Origin of the sequence: Microcoleus sp. Pol14D4, from assembly GCF_036701245.1 — a bacterium.
Classification (GTDB): Bacteria; Cyanobacteriota; Cyanobacteriia; order Cyanobacteriales; family Microcoleaceae; genus Microcoleus.
Genome location: NZ_JAUBQM010000034.1, coordinates 1 through 15,839, shown reverse-complemented (window position 1 = coordinate 15,839; position 15,839 = coordinate 1). Strand labels below are relative to the sequence as shown.

The following is a 15,839-nucleotide window of genomic DNA, read 5'->3' as shown; positions in this document are numbered from 1 at the left end:
TTTGTACCTTACAATAAACAAGATGTTATTACAAATTTTGCTGCTAAATCAGCACTAGCAAATTCATGTAGACTCAAGTGACCGTTATCATCTATTTTGGAGGCAACTCCATCTGTTTTGTCGATCGATCCTGCTGCTATGTGAGTCCCCAGAGAATCGCGCAGTTTTTTTCTTTTTTTTGTTAGTTTTAAATAACGTTTTTCGGCATTTTCCCTGGTATCAAATAATGATAGCGCATAACCTTGACATCTGGTTGCTTCAGTTTCTGGTTTTAGGTGGCGCTGCGGAGTTATTATCAGCACTGGTTTAAAGTTATTAATAGATCGTTCATCGTTGGGTTCAAATACAAATCTAAAAGCCAGCATTTCTTTAGGTTCATAGTCCTGTGGCGGGCATTGAGTTGAAAGCTTATCTATATATTCTTGGTGTTTGAAACACATACAGCAGATTCCACATTTATGAAGTACACCCGCGTATCGTGAGCTTCCCCTCCCAGGACAGGGCACTGCCGTGTCCCTACATTTCACAAACCTGGAATACGCTGTATTAATAATTTTAGTAGCCTATTTGATTTTAAATTTTAATTTTTAGCCGAAAATCGCTATTTTTTATATAAATTGTAATCCGTGCTTTTGGCTGTAAAATCAGTGGTATTCCTCTTACACTATAGTATTTTTAAAATCTGTACAGCAAATAACCTGAAAATTTGGCGATCGCGCTTTAAAATCCCGAACCGGGTTGTCTCAGAAATTCTGCTTCTTCCGGGGTTGTTTCGCGTCCGAGAATTTGATTGCGATGCGGAAATCTCCCAAAACGCTGGATTATTTCCAAATGCTGCTGCGCGTATTCAATGAGTGAATCGCTGTCAGGTTCGCCGCTGAGTTGGCTAAATAGTTCGACAGATTTTTGCTGGTTTTCTAAGTTTTCGCTGTGTTGAAAAGGGAGATAAACAAATAATTTTTGTACAGTCAGCAATTCGCGATCGAAGTTATGATTAACAGCGTATTCGGCGGTGGCTAAAGCTTTGCTGTCTGTGGCGAATGCTTGAGGTGTGGCGCGAAACATATTGCGCGGAAATTGATCGAGCAGTAGAATTAATGCTAGGCAGTTTTCGGGGGAATCTTGCCATGAGTCGAGTTTACCGGAGGCGGCTAGTTCGTATTGCTGCAGAAAGCGCGATCGCACTTCGGCATCAAAATCCCCATCTTTTTCAAACCACTTGTTTTGGATTTTGCCAAACTCAGGAGACTGCGATCGACCAAACCAAAAATCTAAAACTTCATTCATTACCAATCTAGTTAGCCATTGATTATTGATGGCTATTTAGGTATCTGTAGTTGCACAAAACCTACTTGATGTGCAACTACAAATCCCAGGGATTAATTATTACCAAAGATGACTCCACCCAAACACAGGTACTTGCTTTCAGACGCTATCGAGGGTAGAGAAACAAAATTAGATTACAGAGTTTAAGCTTCCAGATTCATCTGTTATCGAGTAAATCTCAAATCTCAAATCTCAAATCTCAAATCGACTGACTTAGGAACTTTTGTTTTCAGGTGCTTAAATTTACGAACTAGCAAACAGTCTGTCCCAAGTTTTGCCTCCCACAACTCCGTCTACATGAAGGTGATTTTGCCGCTGAAATCTTTTCACTGCATCTTCGGTTGTCGGGCCGAACACGCCATCAACTACGATCGGGTGTGGGGATAAGCCCCGCGCGTTCAACAACTTTTGCAGTTTCTTCACATCGTGCCCTTTCGAGCCGCATTTTAAAATCCTTTTATGGTGTCTGACTACTGGTCGATGGCAATCATCTGTGTAGCAAACTGCGGAACCCGCTGCATAGTTTGCTCTACTTGTGCCCGTCAAAACTAATAGCGCGAGAACTGCTAGTAAATAATAAAAAGTCTGCGATCCTGCCATATTTTCCCTGTTAATTTTTCATTCGATCGACCAAACCAAAAATCTCAAACTTCATTCATTAGCAATCTAGTAGACGATTGATTTTTGATTGCAGCTTCTGTGTCTGTAGTTGCACAAAATGCGCTATCTGCACAACTACAAACCGCAGGGATTAATGATTAGCAATGATGACTTAGGAACCTTTGTTGTCCGGTGCTTAAAGTTACGAACTAGCAAACAGTCTGTCCCAAGTTTTGCCTCCCACAACTCCGTCTACATGAAGATGATTTTGCCGCTGAAATTTCTTCACTGCTGTGAGAGTTGTCGGCCCGAACACGCCATCAACTACGATCGGGTGTGGGGACAAGCCCCGCGCGTTCAACAACTTTTGCAGTTTCTTCACATCTGCCCCTCTCGATCCGTGTTTTAAAATCCTTTTATGGGGTCTGAATTCTGGTTCGTTGCAATCATCGTGCGGCGCGCAAATTGCGTCACTTGATGAAGTAGTATATGCTCCGCCACCGATGCCAGTCAAAATCAATAGAAGTAGAACTGGTATTAAAATCAAAAAAGGCGACTCCGGCTTCTTCTTAGGCGGAGGCGGAGGCGGGGGAGGGGGCGGTTTTGGCTTGCATTCTAGTGAAATAGTACCAGTACAAACTTGTTCGGACATAGTTTCCCTGTTAATTTTCTCAAGCGTATGTTGTAGGTTTGACGATCTCTTTCGAGGCTGAGAAACCGGATTTCTGGGATGGAGGCATCCAATCTAGACCGGGTTTCTGGCAACAGTCAACCGACATTCTACAATATAAGTGGCTTAACGGCAAAATCTCCGATCGTACAAGTTAAATTTTGTTGCTCTTTGGTAGCAGCAAAGGTAACAATTACTTCGCAGGCAACTGCAACTGTCATCATTACCAAGTTTCTCGCCAGCGGGTAATCGCAAACGTCATCATTCGCCGCTGAAGGAACTCGATAGTGTTGGTTCCAAATTATTTCGGAGTAATCGGCAGCTAATCCGACGTGCAGGCAGGGAAGGGAGACACCCGCACAGTAATCCTTGACTGCTTGTCGCCCGACACTGTTATCAAAAGTATCGATGACTGTGGCGCTGTTGGCTAGCAGCCGATCGGCATTTGCGGCTGTCAATTCTTTTGACTGCGCGTCAATGCTGACTCCCAAAGCGCGGTAGAGGTGGTTGGCGATAATTTTGGCTTTGAATGCGCCGATGTCCGATCGATAATAGGGTTGAGTGGAAAGGTTGCGTTCCTCGATGCGATCGCGGTCGATGACTTTTAACTGACAAAAGCCCGATCGCGCCAGACTTTCTGTAATATTCGCACCCAAAGCACCCGCCCCGCACACCGTTACCGGGAAATTTTTGATCTGCGACATCACTGCGGCACTTCTGTAAAGTTGTTCGTGAAAAAATATACTCATGGTAATCAAGAATTAGCGATTTTCGACGACTCCAACCAATGAATGCAAGTCGAAGTCTTTGTCCAATCCGCTGAGACAAATCCCCGCACTCATAACTGTCAAGTCATTTTTGGCGATCGCAGAAGTGTGGTGTTCTCCCGTTCCGCTAGTCCATTCAACCAGCCAATAATTGTCGCGATCGCCAAAATCCCGCAATTCACCGCCGCCCATTTTTAGCGCCCGCTGCAAGCGCTGTTCTGCCCGCACTTTTGGATTGAAATCTTTAATATTTCGCGACACCAATTCGTAAACTGTTCGCATTTCCGGTGTCATCCCTTTAAAGCGAACTTCTTGAGGCAAAATCAACTTTTTCAAAGCTGCTTTCAATTCCTCAGACGGCAGCGGATCGGCGCGCCTGTCAATCTCTTCAAACCACAAACAATGACCGTCCCACCGCGCAACAATTGGCTCAAACTGCGAACCTTCAGTTACTAAATGCACGGGTACGGGTTTCGCAACACCCGTGCGCTGTTTAGCATCAGATTCGTTAACAGGATAAGCCAGCCAAGTTTGCCCTTGCAGCACGCAAGCCAACTGCAAGCGAACGGGGAGGAGGAGTTGCAAATACTCGACCACTTGCGGCAAACTCGGCTCCTCAATTACCGCAGCAATTTTCTCATTTACTGGCGCAAAAATACCCCATCCTTCAAAGTTGCGTGGCTGCGGTTGAAAAGTATAAACCATTGAGCTAACCCGTATCCGCACGCTTCCCCCGCGCACGCAGGGAGCCAGGAATTGGGTATCGAGTAGCTGCCCTTCTTGGGTAGCGAGTTGGCTGAGGATTTTGCGGATATCTGCCACTGAATTGACCTCCCTTATCTTACTTTTTGTTACCTAAGACACTTTAAATTTAAGAAAATCTAAAGATTACTCAACACTATTGACAGAAATTAATCTCCTAATCTAATATTGAGCGAACCTCGCAACTTAACCTTGTAAATATCTTAAGTAAATATGCTGCAAAAGCTTTTTTCTAAGTTGGTTGTAGTCACAGCTTTGACACTTCCTCTTTTTGGCTCAGTCCAGGTAGCTAAAGCTCAAGATACCTATGGAGCTACTGCTTATTCTCCGACTTCTGACGCCACTGGTATTAGTTGGGATCATGCGACAGAGAAAGAAGCACTAAACGCAGCAGTAGCCGTCTGCAATGAACAAAGCGGAGGTGCGAACGACTGCGAACCCCTGACATCTAATAGTAATAATTGTGGAGCGATCGCAGTAGGCAAAGGAGGAGCCGGTGCGGGCTGGGGCGACGATAAAGCAGCAGCAGAAGCTCAAGCTCTCGCCGGTTGCAGCGAACTAGAGGGTGGCAGTTGTAAAGTGCAGCTTTCAGCTTGCAACAACTAATTAAACTGCTAAAAATCGGTGGAACAGGTGTATATCTGGGCTGCTCAAACAGCTTAAAAAATAGTAAACGTATGGTGTGCACTGCACACCATACCAAATACAACTCAGCTAAAATTAGGGTACGCAATGCAAACCCTACGCAGTTAATCTCCTACTTCGGAAGTAACTGCATCTGGTGGCAGCAAACTTTCTAATCTATCTTTAGACCAATATTCAGTAGGGTAAGCAAGTGCAATAATATCAGAGAGTCGAATCAGCCACGTAACTTGTCCGTAAGCATCGATATTTTCCGCCTGTTCGTTAGGGGGAACTATCACCAAAAGTTCCGCAAACTCCCCGAACAAATTAATCGGGATGCCACCGAAACTGCTATTATTTGTTTTAATCCAAACTTTGCTGCCTCGATCGAGAGCTTCTTGCAGTCGCTGGCTGAGCAAACTGGATTTTTTGACCTGGGATTTTTTGGCTTTCGACTTTTTTCCCATAGTTTTAAGAAGTTAAAGTAGTTGTATTGTGGGTTGCACAGTCCGTTAGACAGTGGGTTGAGATCGAGTGCGATCCTCTTCGAGGGCTTCGCTAACGCGGTTTGGTATTGAAACGGACAAAAGGAAAAAGGGCGATCGCCCAGTCGCTACCCCATTACTCTAGTCTATAAGAAAGTGCTGTACTGCGATCGTAATAACAATTTAATCGCAAAATCGGGAAATGACACCCGCTCAAAAAAAATGCCACTGTCGCCAAACTCCAAACCCTGGTTGGCATCAGTGATTCCCAATCTAAAATCTAAAATGGTATTACCTGCCGTATCATGTTACACAATCAGTCAACGATATCCGTGTTTCTACTGTGCCCAAATGCAGTATAATCGGCGGAATCTTCCCAAATCGTTTAAGTAAAACAATGGACTGGCGAAAGCTCATTCATCCAAACTCGAAAGCTTCAACAAATCAACCAGCAGCACCAGAAACTCGATTATCTGTAGAATTTTTGCTGGGGCTCTTTGCTGCGGGATGGACTCAACAGCAGGTGTTAGAGAAATATCCTGCACTCAGTGCGGAAAAGTTGCGCGCTGCTTTGGCTGGTGCGGATTCAAAATTAGTGTCATCCATCGCTAATCCAGAATTACAAGAAATTATCGAGCAAATTAGAGAATAATTTAAAATAGGGAAAACGCTTTCGGTTGAGGATGAAAAAAATCGAAATTTTAACAGCCTCACAGCCTTATGGAATTCCAGATACCTTTTGCAATTGAGCAAGAAACCCCTAACCCACCCTCACCAATATCAATAGACCTGCACGCGGTAGTAACTTTAACAATGCCCTGTACGCTTGTAACAATACTGGGCTTAATTTGTGAGATTTTAGAATGACCCCTCATTCATCTAAGCCACTTAGCATGGCAGAGGTCAACTTAACCCTGTTGGGGGGTTGTGCTCGCTTCTATTGCATTGGCTACCAACTTGCTCAATCCATAAGTTCAGTATTCCAGTTTGCTTGCTGTATTTTAGTATCTAACTCCCGATACTGTCTAGACATTCGATCCATTTGCGTTTGCACTTCACCAACATCGATCGTACTGAAAAATTTGACTTCCGATCGACTATAGCGGTCTTGCCTCAAAGCGCTTGCGTCAACTACAGAATTGTAGATGCCGCGCTTGAGGGCGAGAGCATCTCTCTTGGCTAAAGCATCCGATAAAGTCACTCCATCTTCCAGAATTGTCAGCGAATTAGTCTTGTTAATTTTCTTAATTAAGTCTTCCAGTTCTTGCACCCCTGCATCAACTTCGCTCATCAGTGCTTGAGGATTTTCGGCAGGTTCTTCTCCTTCCTGTACTTTAGCACTTCTTGTCAATCTGCCTCGCAGTTGTTCCATTCTTTTTTGACAGTCAGCTCTTAAAATTAAAGCTTCAGCTAGTTTCATAGTGTGTTCTCCTTCAGATCGGTGCAAATTTTGGCTATATAATAAGTAAGGTGTGCAGTCCACACCCTACATTTTACTTGTCATCCCTCACAGGCAGCGACGTATCCAGAATTTCCATCAACAATTCCAGCCGCGAAGGACGACTCAACATCGGCACTAAATTCGGCAAGGAGTAATAATCACCCGCAAACGTAAAGGTTTCTACTGATACTTGTTTGTCCTTCAATTGCTTATGGACATATTCGCACCAAGAACCAACTCGCACAATCACAACATCAGGAATTACCCCCAAACTGCGGCAGTAATTCTGATAAGCATCTGCGAAATAAGGTGCAGCGTTTTCGCCTTCATCTGTCACCATAATGAATTGTTCGACAACCTGCTTTTTAATTCGCATTGCTTCCACCGCGCAACCGCAACTTGTGCCGCCGCCAGCGCGAATGTGCTTGAAAGCGCCTTCCCAGTCTGTTAATTCGCTGCCGTTTGCTTGCACTGGATACGGTATCGTGTCAAAGGCATAAACGAACAGTGCAGCCTCGGAAATGCCGGAAATCAAAGCAGCGAGACGCTTACCGACTTCGATCGCACTTTCCATGCTTCCCGACTTGTCAATCAACAAACCTGTTGCTTTGGCAATCTTGCCGCGCTTCTTCACCTGTTCGTTTGTCACCGCTTCCAGCTTTGCCGCCGTTGCTGCGTCGAAGTTCGCGCCCGCGCCCGCAACACTCGCTTTGTAAGCAGAAACCCGATCGCACTTTGCCGCTTCATCCAGCTTCGAGTCAATCAACTGCTTGACTTCCGCGTGATCCATCGCGCCGCGCGACTGAATCGATTTCAAATTGTTGATGACTTCCTGCGGCGACATCGAGTTAATCAACGCAGCCAAAACTGTTGGCGTTAGCTGTCCGATCGCACCAACTGCGATCGTATACGGAATCTTGTACTCAACAATCAAATTCGCCTGTTCCGCAGGTGTGGCCGCCTTTGCTAACTGCTTCAAAACGAATGCCAGAGAGTCTTCCGGCGGATTGTCTTTAAACAGGATAGCATTAGCGCGATCGCTCGGCTTGACGTGCAGCGTTGCGTACAAATGCTTCATCGCCTTGCGGTTGCGGATGGCGGCGCGATCGAAAAACTGCGGATTCTTTTCCCGCGATTTCAGATAGCGAGTGACAGCAGTGCGCGCGCTGCCGGGCACCTTATTCTGGTGCCGCTTCATAAAGTCCACAATCCGCGAAACCTCGTAGGGAGGGAACTCTTGCAGCATCATAAAACCGGCATCTCGGTGTTCCGTCAGCGTTGAAGTTAGCAAGTTTCCGGCAAAAACTTCCTTGTGATCGCGCACGTCGCCGTGACGCTGATACCACACTGCTAAATGACCGTAAAAAATGGGGTCTAATTCGATAATTAACTTGTGAATTTCTGCTACTTTTTCTAATTGACGGTGCGGAGTTGTGAGCAGACTGTTGAGCATTTCCAAACGCAAATCGCGCTCTGCTGTATTCATATTCATTGGTGTTACCTTCCTATTCGATTTTGGATTTTGGATTTGAGAAGTATTCAAAATCGGTGGTTGGCAGTTGTTGCACGCTAGCAAGTGAAATTTAAAAATCCCCGCGCAAGTTTGGGGAGCTTTTTTTAGTAAACCTATGGCTAAACCTAATAGGGTCTGTATGTAAGCTCTCGCGATTGGGGCGCGGCAAAAACTGCGATTTGAAATTAACTATTTCAGGGAAACTGTTTCTAATTCGATCGCTCTCAAATCTGGTTCAACCCAGTTATTTCGAGCTTCCCAAGACATCAGCCGATCGCGCGTGTAGTAGCGAAATGGTAAAGTGCGATCGGCATATTTGGCAATCAAACCGTTAGCCAGATCTACGATCGACCGATTTTGACTTTCATCGGCGAGATATCGGCGAATAGTTCGCACCCAAAACAGCGTTAGTGTTTCGTGATACCCGCTGTTTTGTGTGATTTCAATTCCTTGAACCGAGTTGTAACGTTGAATCCCATTGCGAATCGCATTGATTGCTTCTTGCTCCGAGTCATAAAACAGATACCACAGAGCAACCGTTAAATGTGCTTCGTGCGTCCATTGACTTCGCGGCAAGCCGCCTTCTTGGAAGGCATGAATCAGACTGTCTATCTCTTTGGGCGATCGGTAAATTAGAGTTGTATTTTTCATAATTTAATTCTCCTCACCACTTTTATATCTAATATTTATAAATATGAGATGTTCCGCGCAAGTTAGCAAAGCGTTTTGACAGCCCGACCGCTCTACCCCTGAGCTACAGTCCCTTAAGCGGGACTGGCAGGATTTGAACCTGCGACCAATCGATTGAATAGTGTGTATGCGCTTCATCTGTTAGGGCGCGGAACAGATTTTTTTTTAAACAAAACCGGAGAATAATTTTACTTTTTATTTCTCTTACCTCGGTAAATAATTATTTCCTTAGAGTAGTGAAATGCACTTCGCGCAAGTTAAGAAAGCCGTTGTTCATACGCAGGAGTTGAACCCGCGACCATTTCCTTTAGAGGGAATTGCTCTACCAATGAGCTAGTATGTAAGCTTCCTCAGTTAGGGCGCGAAGTGTTTTTTCACTTTAAAAATTGCTGGTTTTGGCGGCGCACAAGTCAGAGAAGCTATTTTTAAAACCCCTCTCCAAGAGGCGGAGAGGGCAGGAGTCGAACCTACTATTCGATCGCTCGAATGTTACCAGTTTGTAAGCTTCTTTAGTTGGGGTGCGCCTCCGAAAGCTGATGATTTTTTTATCCCGCGCAAGTTTGAAAAGCTTTTGACAACTTCTAGCGTGTTTGCCATTCCACCATAAAGACCGAAGCCTTCAGCGGGACTCGAACCCGCAATCTTTTCAGAACTAGAACCCCAATGTGTGTAGGCTTCTCGAATTAGGGCGTGGAATAAAAGTTAATTCTTAGCCATAAACGGCTTCAGGGCGGACAATTAAATCACCGCTGGGACGGCGATCGAGCACGTAAGAGTCGAAGCGATCGCCCTTGACATCAAAATGATTTGCCAGACGTTCCTTAATAGCCTTGTCGCTCATTCCTGCCGCGATACCCAGTTGGTTTTCCGCCAAGTCATAGGAACGTCCTTCAAAACGAATGTGAACCATTACCGATACCTCCTAGAGCAATTTTGGATTTGGGATTGGTAGCTTATCTGCTCTTGACTTTGGCTTTTTGTGAGACTTAGCAAATTGCCAGTAGCGGTAAAGATTCACGAAATCTGATAACCTTTACTGAAAGAAGCGCCGTTCTAGGTGATAAGCTTGTTTTATTTTGCGGATTTTCTCAGCCTTTTTGGTTGCTTGAAATCTGGCCGAATTTGTCTGTTCTGAATCCGCATGAAATTCATTGAAATTAGACTGATATCCTACAGCATCTGACTCTGGTAGAGTCAGTTTGTAACCGAACAGTCTCGTATAAAGTAACAACATGACAATTGAGTCTGTATTGCAAGACTTTCAAATTGATGTTCCTTGAAATTTTGAGTAATATTTAGTTGTCAAGGTTCAGAATTTGCACGGAAAATACAGGTTTTTGCTTGTCCTGTGCTTTCCATAGTTTTATACTACATAAATACTACACAGGTGTCAAGGGGGTAGCAAAAGTTTTTTAGATAAAATTTACACGAGTGGCGAAAAACCGGGTTTTTTCACCAAAATATTTTGTTGCAACCCGCAGATTCCTTAAAAAACCCGGTTTCTTGGGTCAAAGCGCGATCGCGAACTGTAACATCGATCAAACGTCCTTAACATAAGAAATGCTATCGCGAATATTGTGGAAGCCAGCCGACTCGTAAAGATGCAATGCACCTGATGAATTTTCAGCATCGACGCCGAGAATAGCAGTAGCGACACCGGCAGCTTTGAGTCGATGCAAACCAGCCAGCAACATCGCTCGTCCCAATCCCATTTTGCGGAAGCCGCGCCTAGTGCCGAGACAAGCAATCCACCCTTCATTGCGCCCGGTACGATCGCACTCTTGCACACTAATCTTGCAGTAACAAAAACTGACAAATGTGCCGTCATCAGCAACAGCAATCAAGTCTAAATCATTTCTGTAATCGGGTTTAGCTAACTCGTGCTTAAATTTATCCACCGTTAAATCGTGATGATTCCAGTGATCGATAAACGACTGGTTGAACATTTCTACCCAAGCTGCCGCCTCCTGTTCGCCGGGGAACTGACGCAGGGCGAAACCTTCGGGGAAATGCGGTTCTGGGATCGGTTCAGAGAGCGATCGCGCCATTCGGTAAAAATAGCGATCGGCCTTAAAACCGCAACTTGCCAGCACAGAAATGCGATCGCAATCCTCAGCGCGCGCGTAGGTTCGCAGCTTCACGCGCGCGCCCCGCATCGCAGACACTTCGCGCATCCGCACTTCACCCCAGGCGATCGCCGCTGCTTCCACATCACCTCCGCGCGCGTCGGGGTGAACGCGAAACCACAGCCAACCGTCAATTACTTCCCCTGGTTCAGAAATCCACAACCGAGCGAAACCGATTAATTTTCCCTCCACATCTTCCCAAAGGCGAATATCGCGGGCTTTGTCTAGCGACGGTTGGTTAAATTCTTGTTGCAATTCCGAAATGGAAGTACCTTCGTCGAGCCGATCGACTTCTTCGCAAGTATTGATTAAATGGGCGATCGCCTCTAAATCGCGATCGCCCCCATAGCAGCGCGCCGAGAGATTTGCCATCATAGCTAATCACCATTCCCTGTTGTTATTCAGTTTCAAAATAGCTTGGGCGATCGCACTTTTATCGATCAGATGAGCCGATCGGTCGATCGGCATTCAAAATCCGACAACGCAAACACCCCGACGCATCGAACCGCTACAGCAGTTGACTGCACTCGTGAGTTTCGATAAATTCAGGTTCAGGATTTGGGATGGGAGTAGAAGGACTCGAACCTTCGACCTTGAGATTAAGAGTCACCTGCTCTAACCAACTGAGCTATACTCCCGCATCTAAGCTAGTGTAACACAACCGTTCTGAAAAATAAACTATTTTTGTAAAAATTTGTGGCGATCGCGCCAATCACCCGAAAAGTCTCTCAACGGATACGCGAATGTCGGGAAATGCCAGCGGTATAACCGTTCCAGCCTCGATCTTTTGCTCTGTAGCGTACTCGCCATTCTCAGGATAGCGAAACACGATCATTTGCTTAGCAGATAAATTTAAAACCCAATATTCTTGAATTTCTGCCTCGGCATAAATGGCGGCTTTCAACTCTAAATCCTTCTTCAAGCTAGTTTGAGCAACTTCAACAATCCAAAAGATATCTTGAGGTTCGGGATGGCGATCGTTGCAAGCAGACTCCGGCAATCGCACGATCGCAATATCTGGTTCTGGTTCAGAGTCTGATAGCGTAATCGGCCCGTTGAAGCGGACATCAGCTTTACCAGCGAGCAATTCTTCGAGGTATTTAGTACCTCGTTTGGTTGTGTTGTAATGAATTGGGGTTTCTGGACTCATCTGGCAAACTTCACCGGCTAGCAACTCCACACGGCGATCGCGTAGAATCCCTGCTTCAATCATGCGGTGATAGTCGCCCACAAACCATTTAGCTAGCGTTTTCATTGCAGAATCAACGCATTTTCTTAAAAGAACAACTTTATTTTACACGATCGCCCTTATTCAATACCTAATTAAAATGCGATCGCGAAGCCTGTTCGCAGGACAATCACGCTGACCAACTTCACCGACATCTTCACACGAGCGATCGGCATTACCATTTCAATTAGCGTAGATACAAGATTGACTTCTGTAAAACATCAAGATACAGTCGTAGGGCGAGGAACTATATACTTTTGGGGGCAATCGCCTTATGAAAAACAAGATAGTTGCACTATTAGATATGTTAGGGTGCTTTTTAACAGCAGCGATTGACATTACATTCCTCATCTCCATAGGCAATTATCTGAACTATCGTGAAGCGACACCTGGTGAGTGGATTTACTTGTGGATAATGACAGCTATGACCCTATATCTTCTGGGTCTATACACCATTGCTCTGGTGGATCGACAACTTTCAGAACAAGAAATGGAAATTGAGCCAGTGTTTCTGGTTTTCGGTTGCATCATCGGTTTGCTGGTCGGCTACTTAGTTGCCTATTTCTACTCATCAATGCCGACTCTGCGACACAAATTTCCTTGGTCATTTTGGGTTTTAGTTTTGCCGTTTTTGCTCTCTATTTTAGGGATTTATATTGCGGCAAGATTTAAGCGGAGTAAATCCACAAGCAATCTAATCTTTTCATTGTTGAGAATTTTAATTCCGTCTGCGATCGCTTTAACATTTATATTGGTTAACAACAACGGTTTTCCTGGTGTAGCAGCCCCTGCGGAAGTTAGACAGCAATGGGCGTCCAAAGAATTTTGGAATTATGCCGGAGTTGTGAATTCAATTAAAAGCTGTCAGCCCATCATCAAGCGAGTAGGCAGCGTAAAATTTGTGGCACCTACCCAAGGTCAAAACGATGTTTTTTATGATCCTGGTAGTTCAGGTCATTCCGGGGAATTTACGCTAGAAGTAGTTGGTGAGAAAGGTATAGGTGTCGCTAATTTTGACTTTCGTATCGGTACTTTCGTCTCAAATGTTCGATTTACTTATCAGAAAAGAACAGAGGAACTATCCTGCGCGAAATAGAAGAAATCCAACTATTTCAGAATTTGGGAGACGACGCCCGCACCGACACTACGATCGCCCTCGCGAATGGCAAAACACCTATTTAATTCTCTAGCTTCTAGCTTCTGCCTTTAAAAATGGGTGGTATAGGAGTTGAACCTATCTGATACCGGTTAAAAGCCGGGTGCATAACCGCTTTGCTAACCACCCTTAAAAATTCAGGGTTTGTGTAATTACTAAAAAATCATTGTGTAGTAAACACTTCAGTCATTTTTTGCCCGCAGCAATTCCAACGAATAAAGTCTTGATTGCTAATGCTTCACTCGATAATGAAGCAACATGAAACCGTTGCTATAGGTTTTGCGATCGGCAAGTTCCAAATTTGTCGGCTCGATTGCACCGGAAAAAAGAGGAATTCCCGCTCCGATAACTAGCGGATTCAACTTGACAATCATCTCGTCAATCTCCGAAAAAAGAGTTGCCGCTAAAGCGCCACCACCGCAGAGCCAGATGTCTTTACCCGTTTCTTTTTTCAATTCCTTAACCAATGCAACAGGATTGTCCGAAACAAGTTGAACATTCTCATCCGGACTGGCTTCCATAGTGCGCGAAAAGACATACTGCTTCAAGCTAGGATAAGGATTAGTTACACCAACATCTAGCCCTACCTCATAGGTTTTCCGTCCCATCAAAACAGCATCAAACTGCTTGTTCTCTGCCGGAATGCCAAGTGCTTCCTGAAGGTGAGCCGGAATAGTCTCAGGAAAGGAATCGAACAAATCAGCGAAATGCTCCCCTTCCATAGGAAAACAATCAAATGAGCCATCTTCGCGAGCAATAAAACCGTCAACTGTGCAAGCAACGTAATATTTTAGTTTTCTCATATTTAACCTTTGTTTTGTTAAAATGTTAAAGACAATAAATGGAGAGGACGGGACTCGAACCCGCATCGATCGACAGCAACTTTAAGGAAACGCGCTTCCTTACTGCCCGCAAGCAGATGAGAACTGCCCCCATCTCGGACTGTTAATTCCTTTCAGTGCCTCCGCAACCCGCTGCCAGTTTGCGTTTTCAGGGAACGTCGCGAAGCAACTTTTTACCCTACTCAACAAACCCGATCGTCCTTTTGGGAGCCGCTTGTCCAAAGTTTTTACGGTGCCATTCCACTTAGGCGACCTCCCCATAATTTTGCTCAGTCTAGGATAGCAAATCTCGTGAAAAAATTAACCATAATTCTCCCTTATTTATATATAAAATCATAAGCAATCCACCGAGGAGGTACTGCCCCTCCTATCCCCGCGTTATCAGCACGGTGTCTCGCTTTTCGACTTCCGGTGGTTAAAAGGAAGATGAAGGAATCGAACCCTTACAGTTACCTGTACCCCAGTTTTCAAGACTGGTTGCCAACCATTTAGCGGCATCTTCCAAGGGGTGTCTGACGGGGCTTGAACCCGCTAATAACTAGCTTCACGGGCTAGCGTCTCGACCGCTTCGACTTCAGACACCGCAGTGGAATCAAGGAGAATCGAACTCCTAACCTCTTGCGTGCAAAGCAAGCGCTCTACCAATTGAGCTATGACCCCGGGTAAAAGATTCACCTGTCGAGTAAATCTAAAATCTAAAATTGGTGTGGTGGATTGCGATCGGATTTGAACCGATATCTTTCTAACAGCCAGTTAGATGCTTTACCAATTAAGCTACGAACCCCAGACAGCAGGAGCGGTAGGACTTGAACCCACAACATTCGAGGTAGAAGCTCGACACTCTATCCAGTTGAGTTACACTCCCATGTTTTTTGTTAATGCGCGATTCCCTACGGGATAGCTGCGCTTCACGCACTTTGACGTGCAAGTTATCAGAGCATTGCGTTTTCTCAGTTACTAGAGGGACTCCGCCGATGAGTTATTACACACTCTTTAAAGGATGGCTACCTTTAAGCCAACCTGCCGGGTTCATGGCACTCCCCGTTCTCAAACGCCCGCTGATTTTGACAGCGTTACCTTTCCTCTCGTACTAAAGTATGTAGGCTCCAAAGATTGGGACACGCAAAGGGCGTTAGCGAAGCCCTCGAAGAGGATCGCTCTTAATATAAAAAATTATCCATTCAATGGAATCAACCTCCTTAAATTAAAGCAAAAACAACGAGAGTGGCAGGACTTGAACCCACAACATCCGCGTCCGAAGCGCGGCGCTCTATCCATTGAGCTACACTCCCCTAAATTAGTAGTCCTGGCAGGATATTACCCCGCGTCTGCTTGTAAAGCAAACGCTCTACCATCGAAGCTCAGGACTACAAAAGCGGATGATGGGACTCGAACCCATGCGCTGAGAATGGCATACTCAGATGCTAGCCTTTACATCACACCCGCAAACCGATTTTAGATGGGAAATTTGAGATTTTGGATTTAAAAAACCTCTCATTTAGCCAAGCGGATAACGAGGCTCGAACTCGTGCCTAGGGCGTCAGTTCAGTATTCGGACTTGACAAAACTAAAGGTCTATGATAAGTGAATTGAGAAGCCGGTTAAATTC

17 protein-coding genes and 9 tRNA genes are annotated in these 15,839 nt (G+C 45.1%); 3 read left to right on the top strand and 23 right to left on the bottom strand.

Annotated elements, in window-relative coordinates:
* Positions 1 to 8: 8 nt before the first annotated feature.
* The 6 genes from QUA33_RS14245 to QUA33_RS14220 form a co-directional block, all read right to left on the bottom strand.
* Positions 9 to 440, bottom strand: a complete 432-nt coding sequence (locus tag QUA33_RS14245) for a hypothetical protein (protein ID WP_333149133.1) — start codon at positions 438 to 440, stop codon at positions 9 to 11.
* A gap of 280 nt (positions 441 to 720) precedes the next feature.
* Positions 721 to 1,287, bottom strand: a complete 567-nt coding sequence (locus QUA33_RS14240) for a DUF924 family protein (RefSeq protein WP_333149132.1) — start codon at positions 1,285 to 1,287, stop codon at positions 721 to 723.
* A gap of 282 nt (positions 1,288 to 1,569) precedes the next feature.
* Entirely contained in the window at positions 1,570 to 1,926 is a 357-nt protein-coding gene (locus QUA33_RS14235; RefSeq protein WP_333149131.1) for a peptidoglycan-binding domain-containing protein, read from the bottom strand.
* 202 nt (positions 1,927 to 2,128) lie between these two features.
* Positions 2,129 to 2,578: a peptidoglycan-binding domain-containing protein gene (locus QUA33_RS14230; protein ID WP_333149130.1), complete on the bottom strand. Its 450-nt coding sequence runs from the start codon at positions 2,576 to 2,578 to the stop codon at positions 2,129 to 2,131.
* Positions 2,579 to 2,706: 128 nt separating this feature from the next.
* Positions 2,707 to 3,345, bottom strand: coding sequence for a ThiF family adenylyltransferase (locus tag QUA33_RS14225; protein ID WP_333149129.1), 639 nt, complete (start codon positions 3,343 to 3,345; stop codon positions 2,707 to 2,709).
* A 12-nt stretch (positions 3,346 to 3,357) separates the two neighbouring features.
* Complete coding sequence (locus QUA33_RS14220; protein WP_333149127.1) at positions 3,358 to 4,185, bottom strand: hypothetical protein; 828 nt, start codon at positions 4,183 to 4,185, stop codon at positions 3,358 to 3,360.
* A 153-nt stretch (positions 4,186 to 4,338) separates the two neighbouring features.
* Between QUA33_RS14220 and QUA33_RS14215 the strand changes: the two genes are divergently transcribed.
* Positions 4,339 to 4,731: a DUF4189 domain-containing protein gene (locus QUA33_RS14215; protein WP_333149125.1), complete on the top strand. Its 393-nt coding sequence runs from the start codon at positions 4,339 to 4,341 to the stop codon at positions 4,729 to 4,731.
* 143 nt (positions 4,732 to 4,874) lie between these two features.
* On the opposite strand, the gene QUA33_RS14210 is transcribed toward QUA33_RS14215, so the two are convergent.
* Complete coding sequence (locus QUA33_RS14210; protein WP_333149124.1) at positions 4,875 to 5,216, bottom strand: hypothetical protein; 342 nt, start codon at positions 5,214 to 5,216, stop codon at positions 4,875 to 4,877.
* 415 nt (positions 5,217 to 5,631) lie between these two features.
* Between QUA33_RS14210 and QUA33_RS14205 the strand changes: the two genes are divergently transcribed.
* The gene (locus QUA33_RS14205) at positions 5,632 to 5,886 is read left to right on the top strand and encodes a DUF433 domain-containing protein (protein ID WP_333149123.1); all 255 of its coding nucleotides are present in this window, start codon (positions 5,632 to 5,634) and stop codon (positions 5,884 to 5,886) included.
* Between the two features lie 309 nt (positions 5,887 to 6,195).
* Here the strand turns inward: QUA33_RS14205 and QUA33_RS14200 are convergent, their stop codons facing one another.
* From QUA33_RS14200 to QUA33_RS14170, 7 genes are all read right to left on the bottom strand, one after another.
* Entirely contained in the window at positions 6,196 to 6,654 is a 459-nt protein-coding gene (locus QUA33_RS14200; RefSeq protein ID WP_333149122.1) for a DIP1984 family protein, read from the bottom strand.
* A gap of 73 nt (positions 6,655 to 6,727) precedes the next feature.
* Positions 6,728 to 8,167 (bottom strand): hypothetical protein, encoded by a 1,440-nt coding sequence (locus tag QUA33_RS14195; protein WP_333149121.1) that lies wholly within the window; start codon positions 8,165 to 8,167, stop codon positions 6,728 to 6,730.
* 210 nt (positions 8,168 to 8,377) lie between these two features.
* Entirely contained in the window at positions 8,378 to 8,839 is a 462-nt protein-coding gene (locus QUA33_RS14190; RefSeq protein ID WP_333149120.1) for a hypothetical protein, read from the bottom strand.
* A 748-nt stretch (positions 8,840 to 9,587) separates the two neighbouring features.
* Positions 9,588 to 9,788, bottom strand: coding sequence for a hypothetical protein (locus QUA33_RS14185; RefSeq protein ID WP_333149119.1), 201 nt, complete (start codon positions 9,786 to 9,788; stop codon positions 9,588 to 9,590).
* 628 nt (positions 9,789 to 10,416) lie between these two features.
* The gene (locus QUA33_RS14180) at positions 10,417 to 11,379 is read right to left on the bottom strand and encodes a GNAT family N-acetyltransferase (protein ID WP_333149118.1); all 963 of its coding nucleotides are present in this window, start codon (positions 11,377 to 11,379) and stop codon (positions 10,417 to 10,419) included.
* Between the two features lie 189 nt (positions 11,380 to 11,568).
* Positions 11,569 to 11,642 (bottom strand) — tRNA-Lys (locus tag QUA33_RS14175).
* 74 nt (positions 11,643 to 11,716) lie between these two features.
* Entirely contained in the window at positions 11,717 to 12,259 is a 543-nt protein-coding gene (locus QUA33_RS14170) for a Uma2 family endonuclease (protein ID WP_333149117.1), read from the bottom strand.
* A gap of 247 nt (positions 12,260 to 12,506) precedes the next feature.
* Between QUA33_RS14170 and QUA33_RS14165 the strand changes: the two genes are divergently transcribed.
* On the top strand, positions 12,507 to 13,328 hold the full coding sequence (locus QUA33_RS14165) for a hypothetical protein (protein ID WP_333149116.1): 822 nt from the start codon (positions 12,507 to 12,509) through the stop codon (positions 13,326 to 13,328).
* A gap of 117 nt (positions 13,329 to 13,445) precedes the next feature.
* Here QUA33_RS14165 and QUA33_RS14160 read toward each other — a convergent pair.
* The 9 genes from QUA33_RS14160 to QUA33_RS14120 form a co-directional block, all read right to left on the bottom strand.
* A tRNA-Lys gene (locus QUA33_RS14160) sits at positions 13,446 to 13,517 on the bottom strand.
* Between the two features lie 101 nt (positions 13,518 to 13,618).
* Complete coding sequence (locus QUA33_RS14155) at positions 13,619 to 14,191, bottom strand: dihydrofolate reductase family protein (RefSeq protein WP_333149115.1); 573 nt, start codon at positions 14,189 to 14,191, stop codon at positions 13,619 to 13,621.
* A gap of 459 nt (positions 14,192 to 14,650) precedes the next feature.
* Positions 14,651 to 14,733, bottom strand: a tRNA-Ser gene (locus QUA33_RS14150).
* Positions 14,734 to 14,737: 4 nt separating this feature from the next.
* A tRNA-His gene (locus QUA33_RS14145) sits at positions 14,738 to 14,812 on the bottom strand.
* A gap of 5 nt (positions 14,813 to 14,817) precedes the next feature.
* Positions 14,818 to 14,890: transfer RNA gene (locus QUA33_RS14140), tRNA-Ala, on the bottom strand.
* A 47-nt stretch (positions 14,891 to 14,937) separates the two neighbouring features.
* Positions 14,938 to 15,014: transfer RNA gene (locus QUA33_RS14135), tRNA-Ala, on the bottom strand.
* A gap of 7 nt (positions 15,015 to 15,021) precedes the next feature.
* Positions 15,022 to 15,095 (bottom strand) — tRNA-Arg (locus tag QUA33_RS14130).
* Positions 15,096 to 15,449: 354 nt separating this feature from the next.
* A tRNA-Arg gene (locus QUA33_RS14125) sits at positions 15,450 to 15,522 on the bottom strand.
* Between the two features lie 82 nt (positions 15,523 to 15,604).
* Positions 15,605 to 15,676, bottom strand: a tRNA-Gly gene (locus QUA33_RS14120).
* Positions 15,677 to 15,839: the final 163 nt, after the last annotated feature.

Coding starts and splice junctions, on each gene's coding strand:
- QUA33_RS14245 (WP_333149133.1), bottom strand. CDS start 440: ATGTGTTTCAAACACCAAGAATATATAGATAAGCTTTCAACTCAATGC.
- QUA33_RS14240 (WP_333149132.1), bottom strand. CDS start 1,287: ATGAATGAAGTTTTAGATTTTTGGTTTGGTCGATCGCAGTCTCCTGAG.
- QUA33_RS14235 (WP_333149131.1), bottom strand. CDS start 1,926: ATGGCAGGATCGCAGACTTTTTATTATTTACTAGCAGTTCTCGCGCTA.
- QUA33_RS14230 (WP_333149130.1), bottom strand. CDS start 2,578: ATGTCCGAACAAGTTTGTACTGGTACTATTTCACTAGAATGCAAGCCA.
- QUA33_RS14225 (WP_333149129.1), bottom strand. CDS start 3,345: ATGAGTATATTTTTTCACGAACAACTTTACAGAAGTGCCGCAGTGATG.
- QUA33_RS14215 (WP_333149125.1), top strand. CDS start 4,339: ATGCTGCAAAAGCTTTTTTCTAAGTTGGTTGTAGTCACAGCTTTGACA.
- QUA33_RS14210 (WP_333149124.1), bottom strand. CDS start 5,216: ATGGGAAAAAAGTCGAAAGCCAAAAAATCCCAGGTCAAAAAATCCAGT.
- QUA33_RS14205 (WP_333149123.1), top strand. CDS start 5,632: ATGGACTGGCGAAAGCTCATTCATCCAAACTCGAAAGCTTCAACAAAT.
- QUA33_RS14200 (WP_333149122.1), bottom strand. CDS start 6,654: ATGAAACTAGCTGAAGCTTTAATTTTAAGAGCTGACTGTCAAAAAAGA.
- QUA33_RS14195 (WP_333149121.1), bottom strand. CDS start 8,167: ATGAATATGAATACAGCAGAGCGCGATTTGCGTTTGGAAATGCTCAAC.
- QUA33_RS14190 (WP_333149120.1), bottom strand. CDS start 8,839: ATGAAAAATACAACTCTAATTTACCGATCGCCCAAAGAGATAGACAGT.
- QUA33_RS14185 (WP_333149119.1), bottom strand. CDS start 9,788: ATGGTTCACATTCGTTTTGAAGGACGTTCCTATGACTTGGCGGAAAAC.
- QUA33_RS14180 (WP_333149118.1), bottom strand. CDS start 11,379: ATGATGGCAAATCTCTCGGCGCGCTGCTATGGGGGCGATCGCGATTTA.
- QUA33_RS14170 (WP_333149117.1), bottom strand. CDS start 12,259: ATGAAAACGCTAGCTAAATGGTTTGTGGGCGACTATCACCGCATGATT.
- QUA33_RS14165 (WP_333149116.1), top strand. CDS start 12,507: ATGAAAAACAAGATAGTTGCACTATTAGATATGTTAGGGTGCTTTTTA.
- QUA33_RS14155 (WP_333149115.1), bottom strand. CDS start 14,191: ATGAGAAAACTAAAATATTACGTTGCTTGCACAGTTGACGGTTTTATT.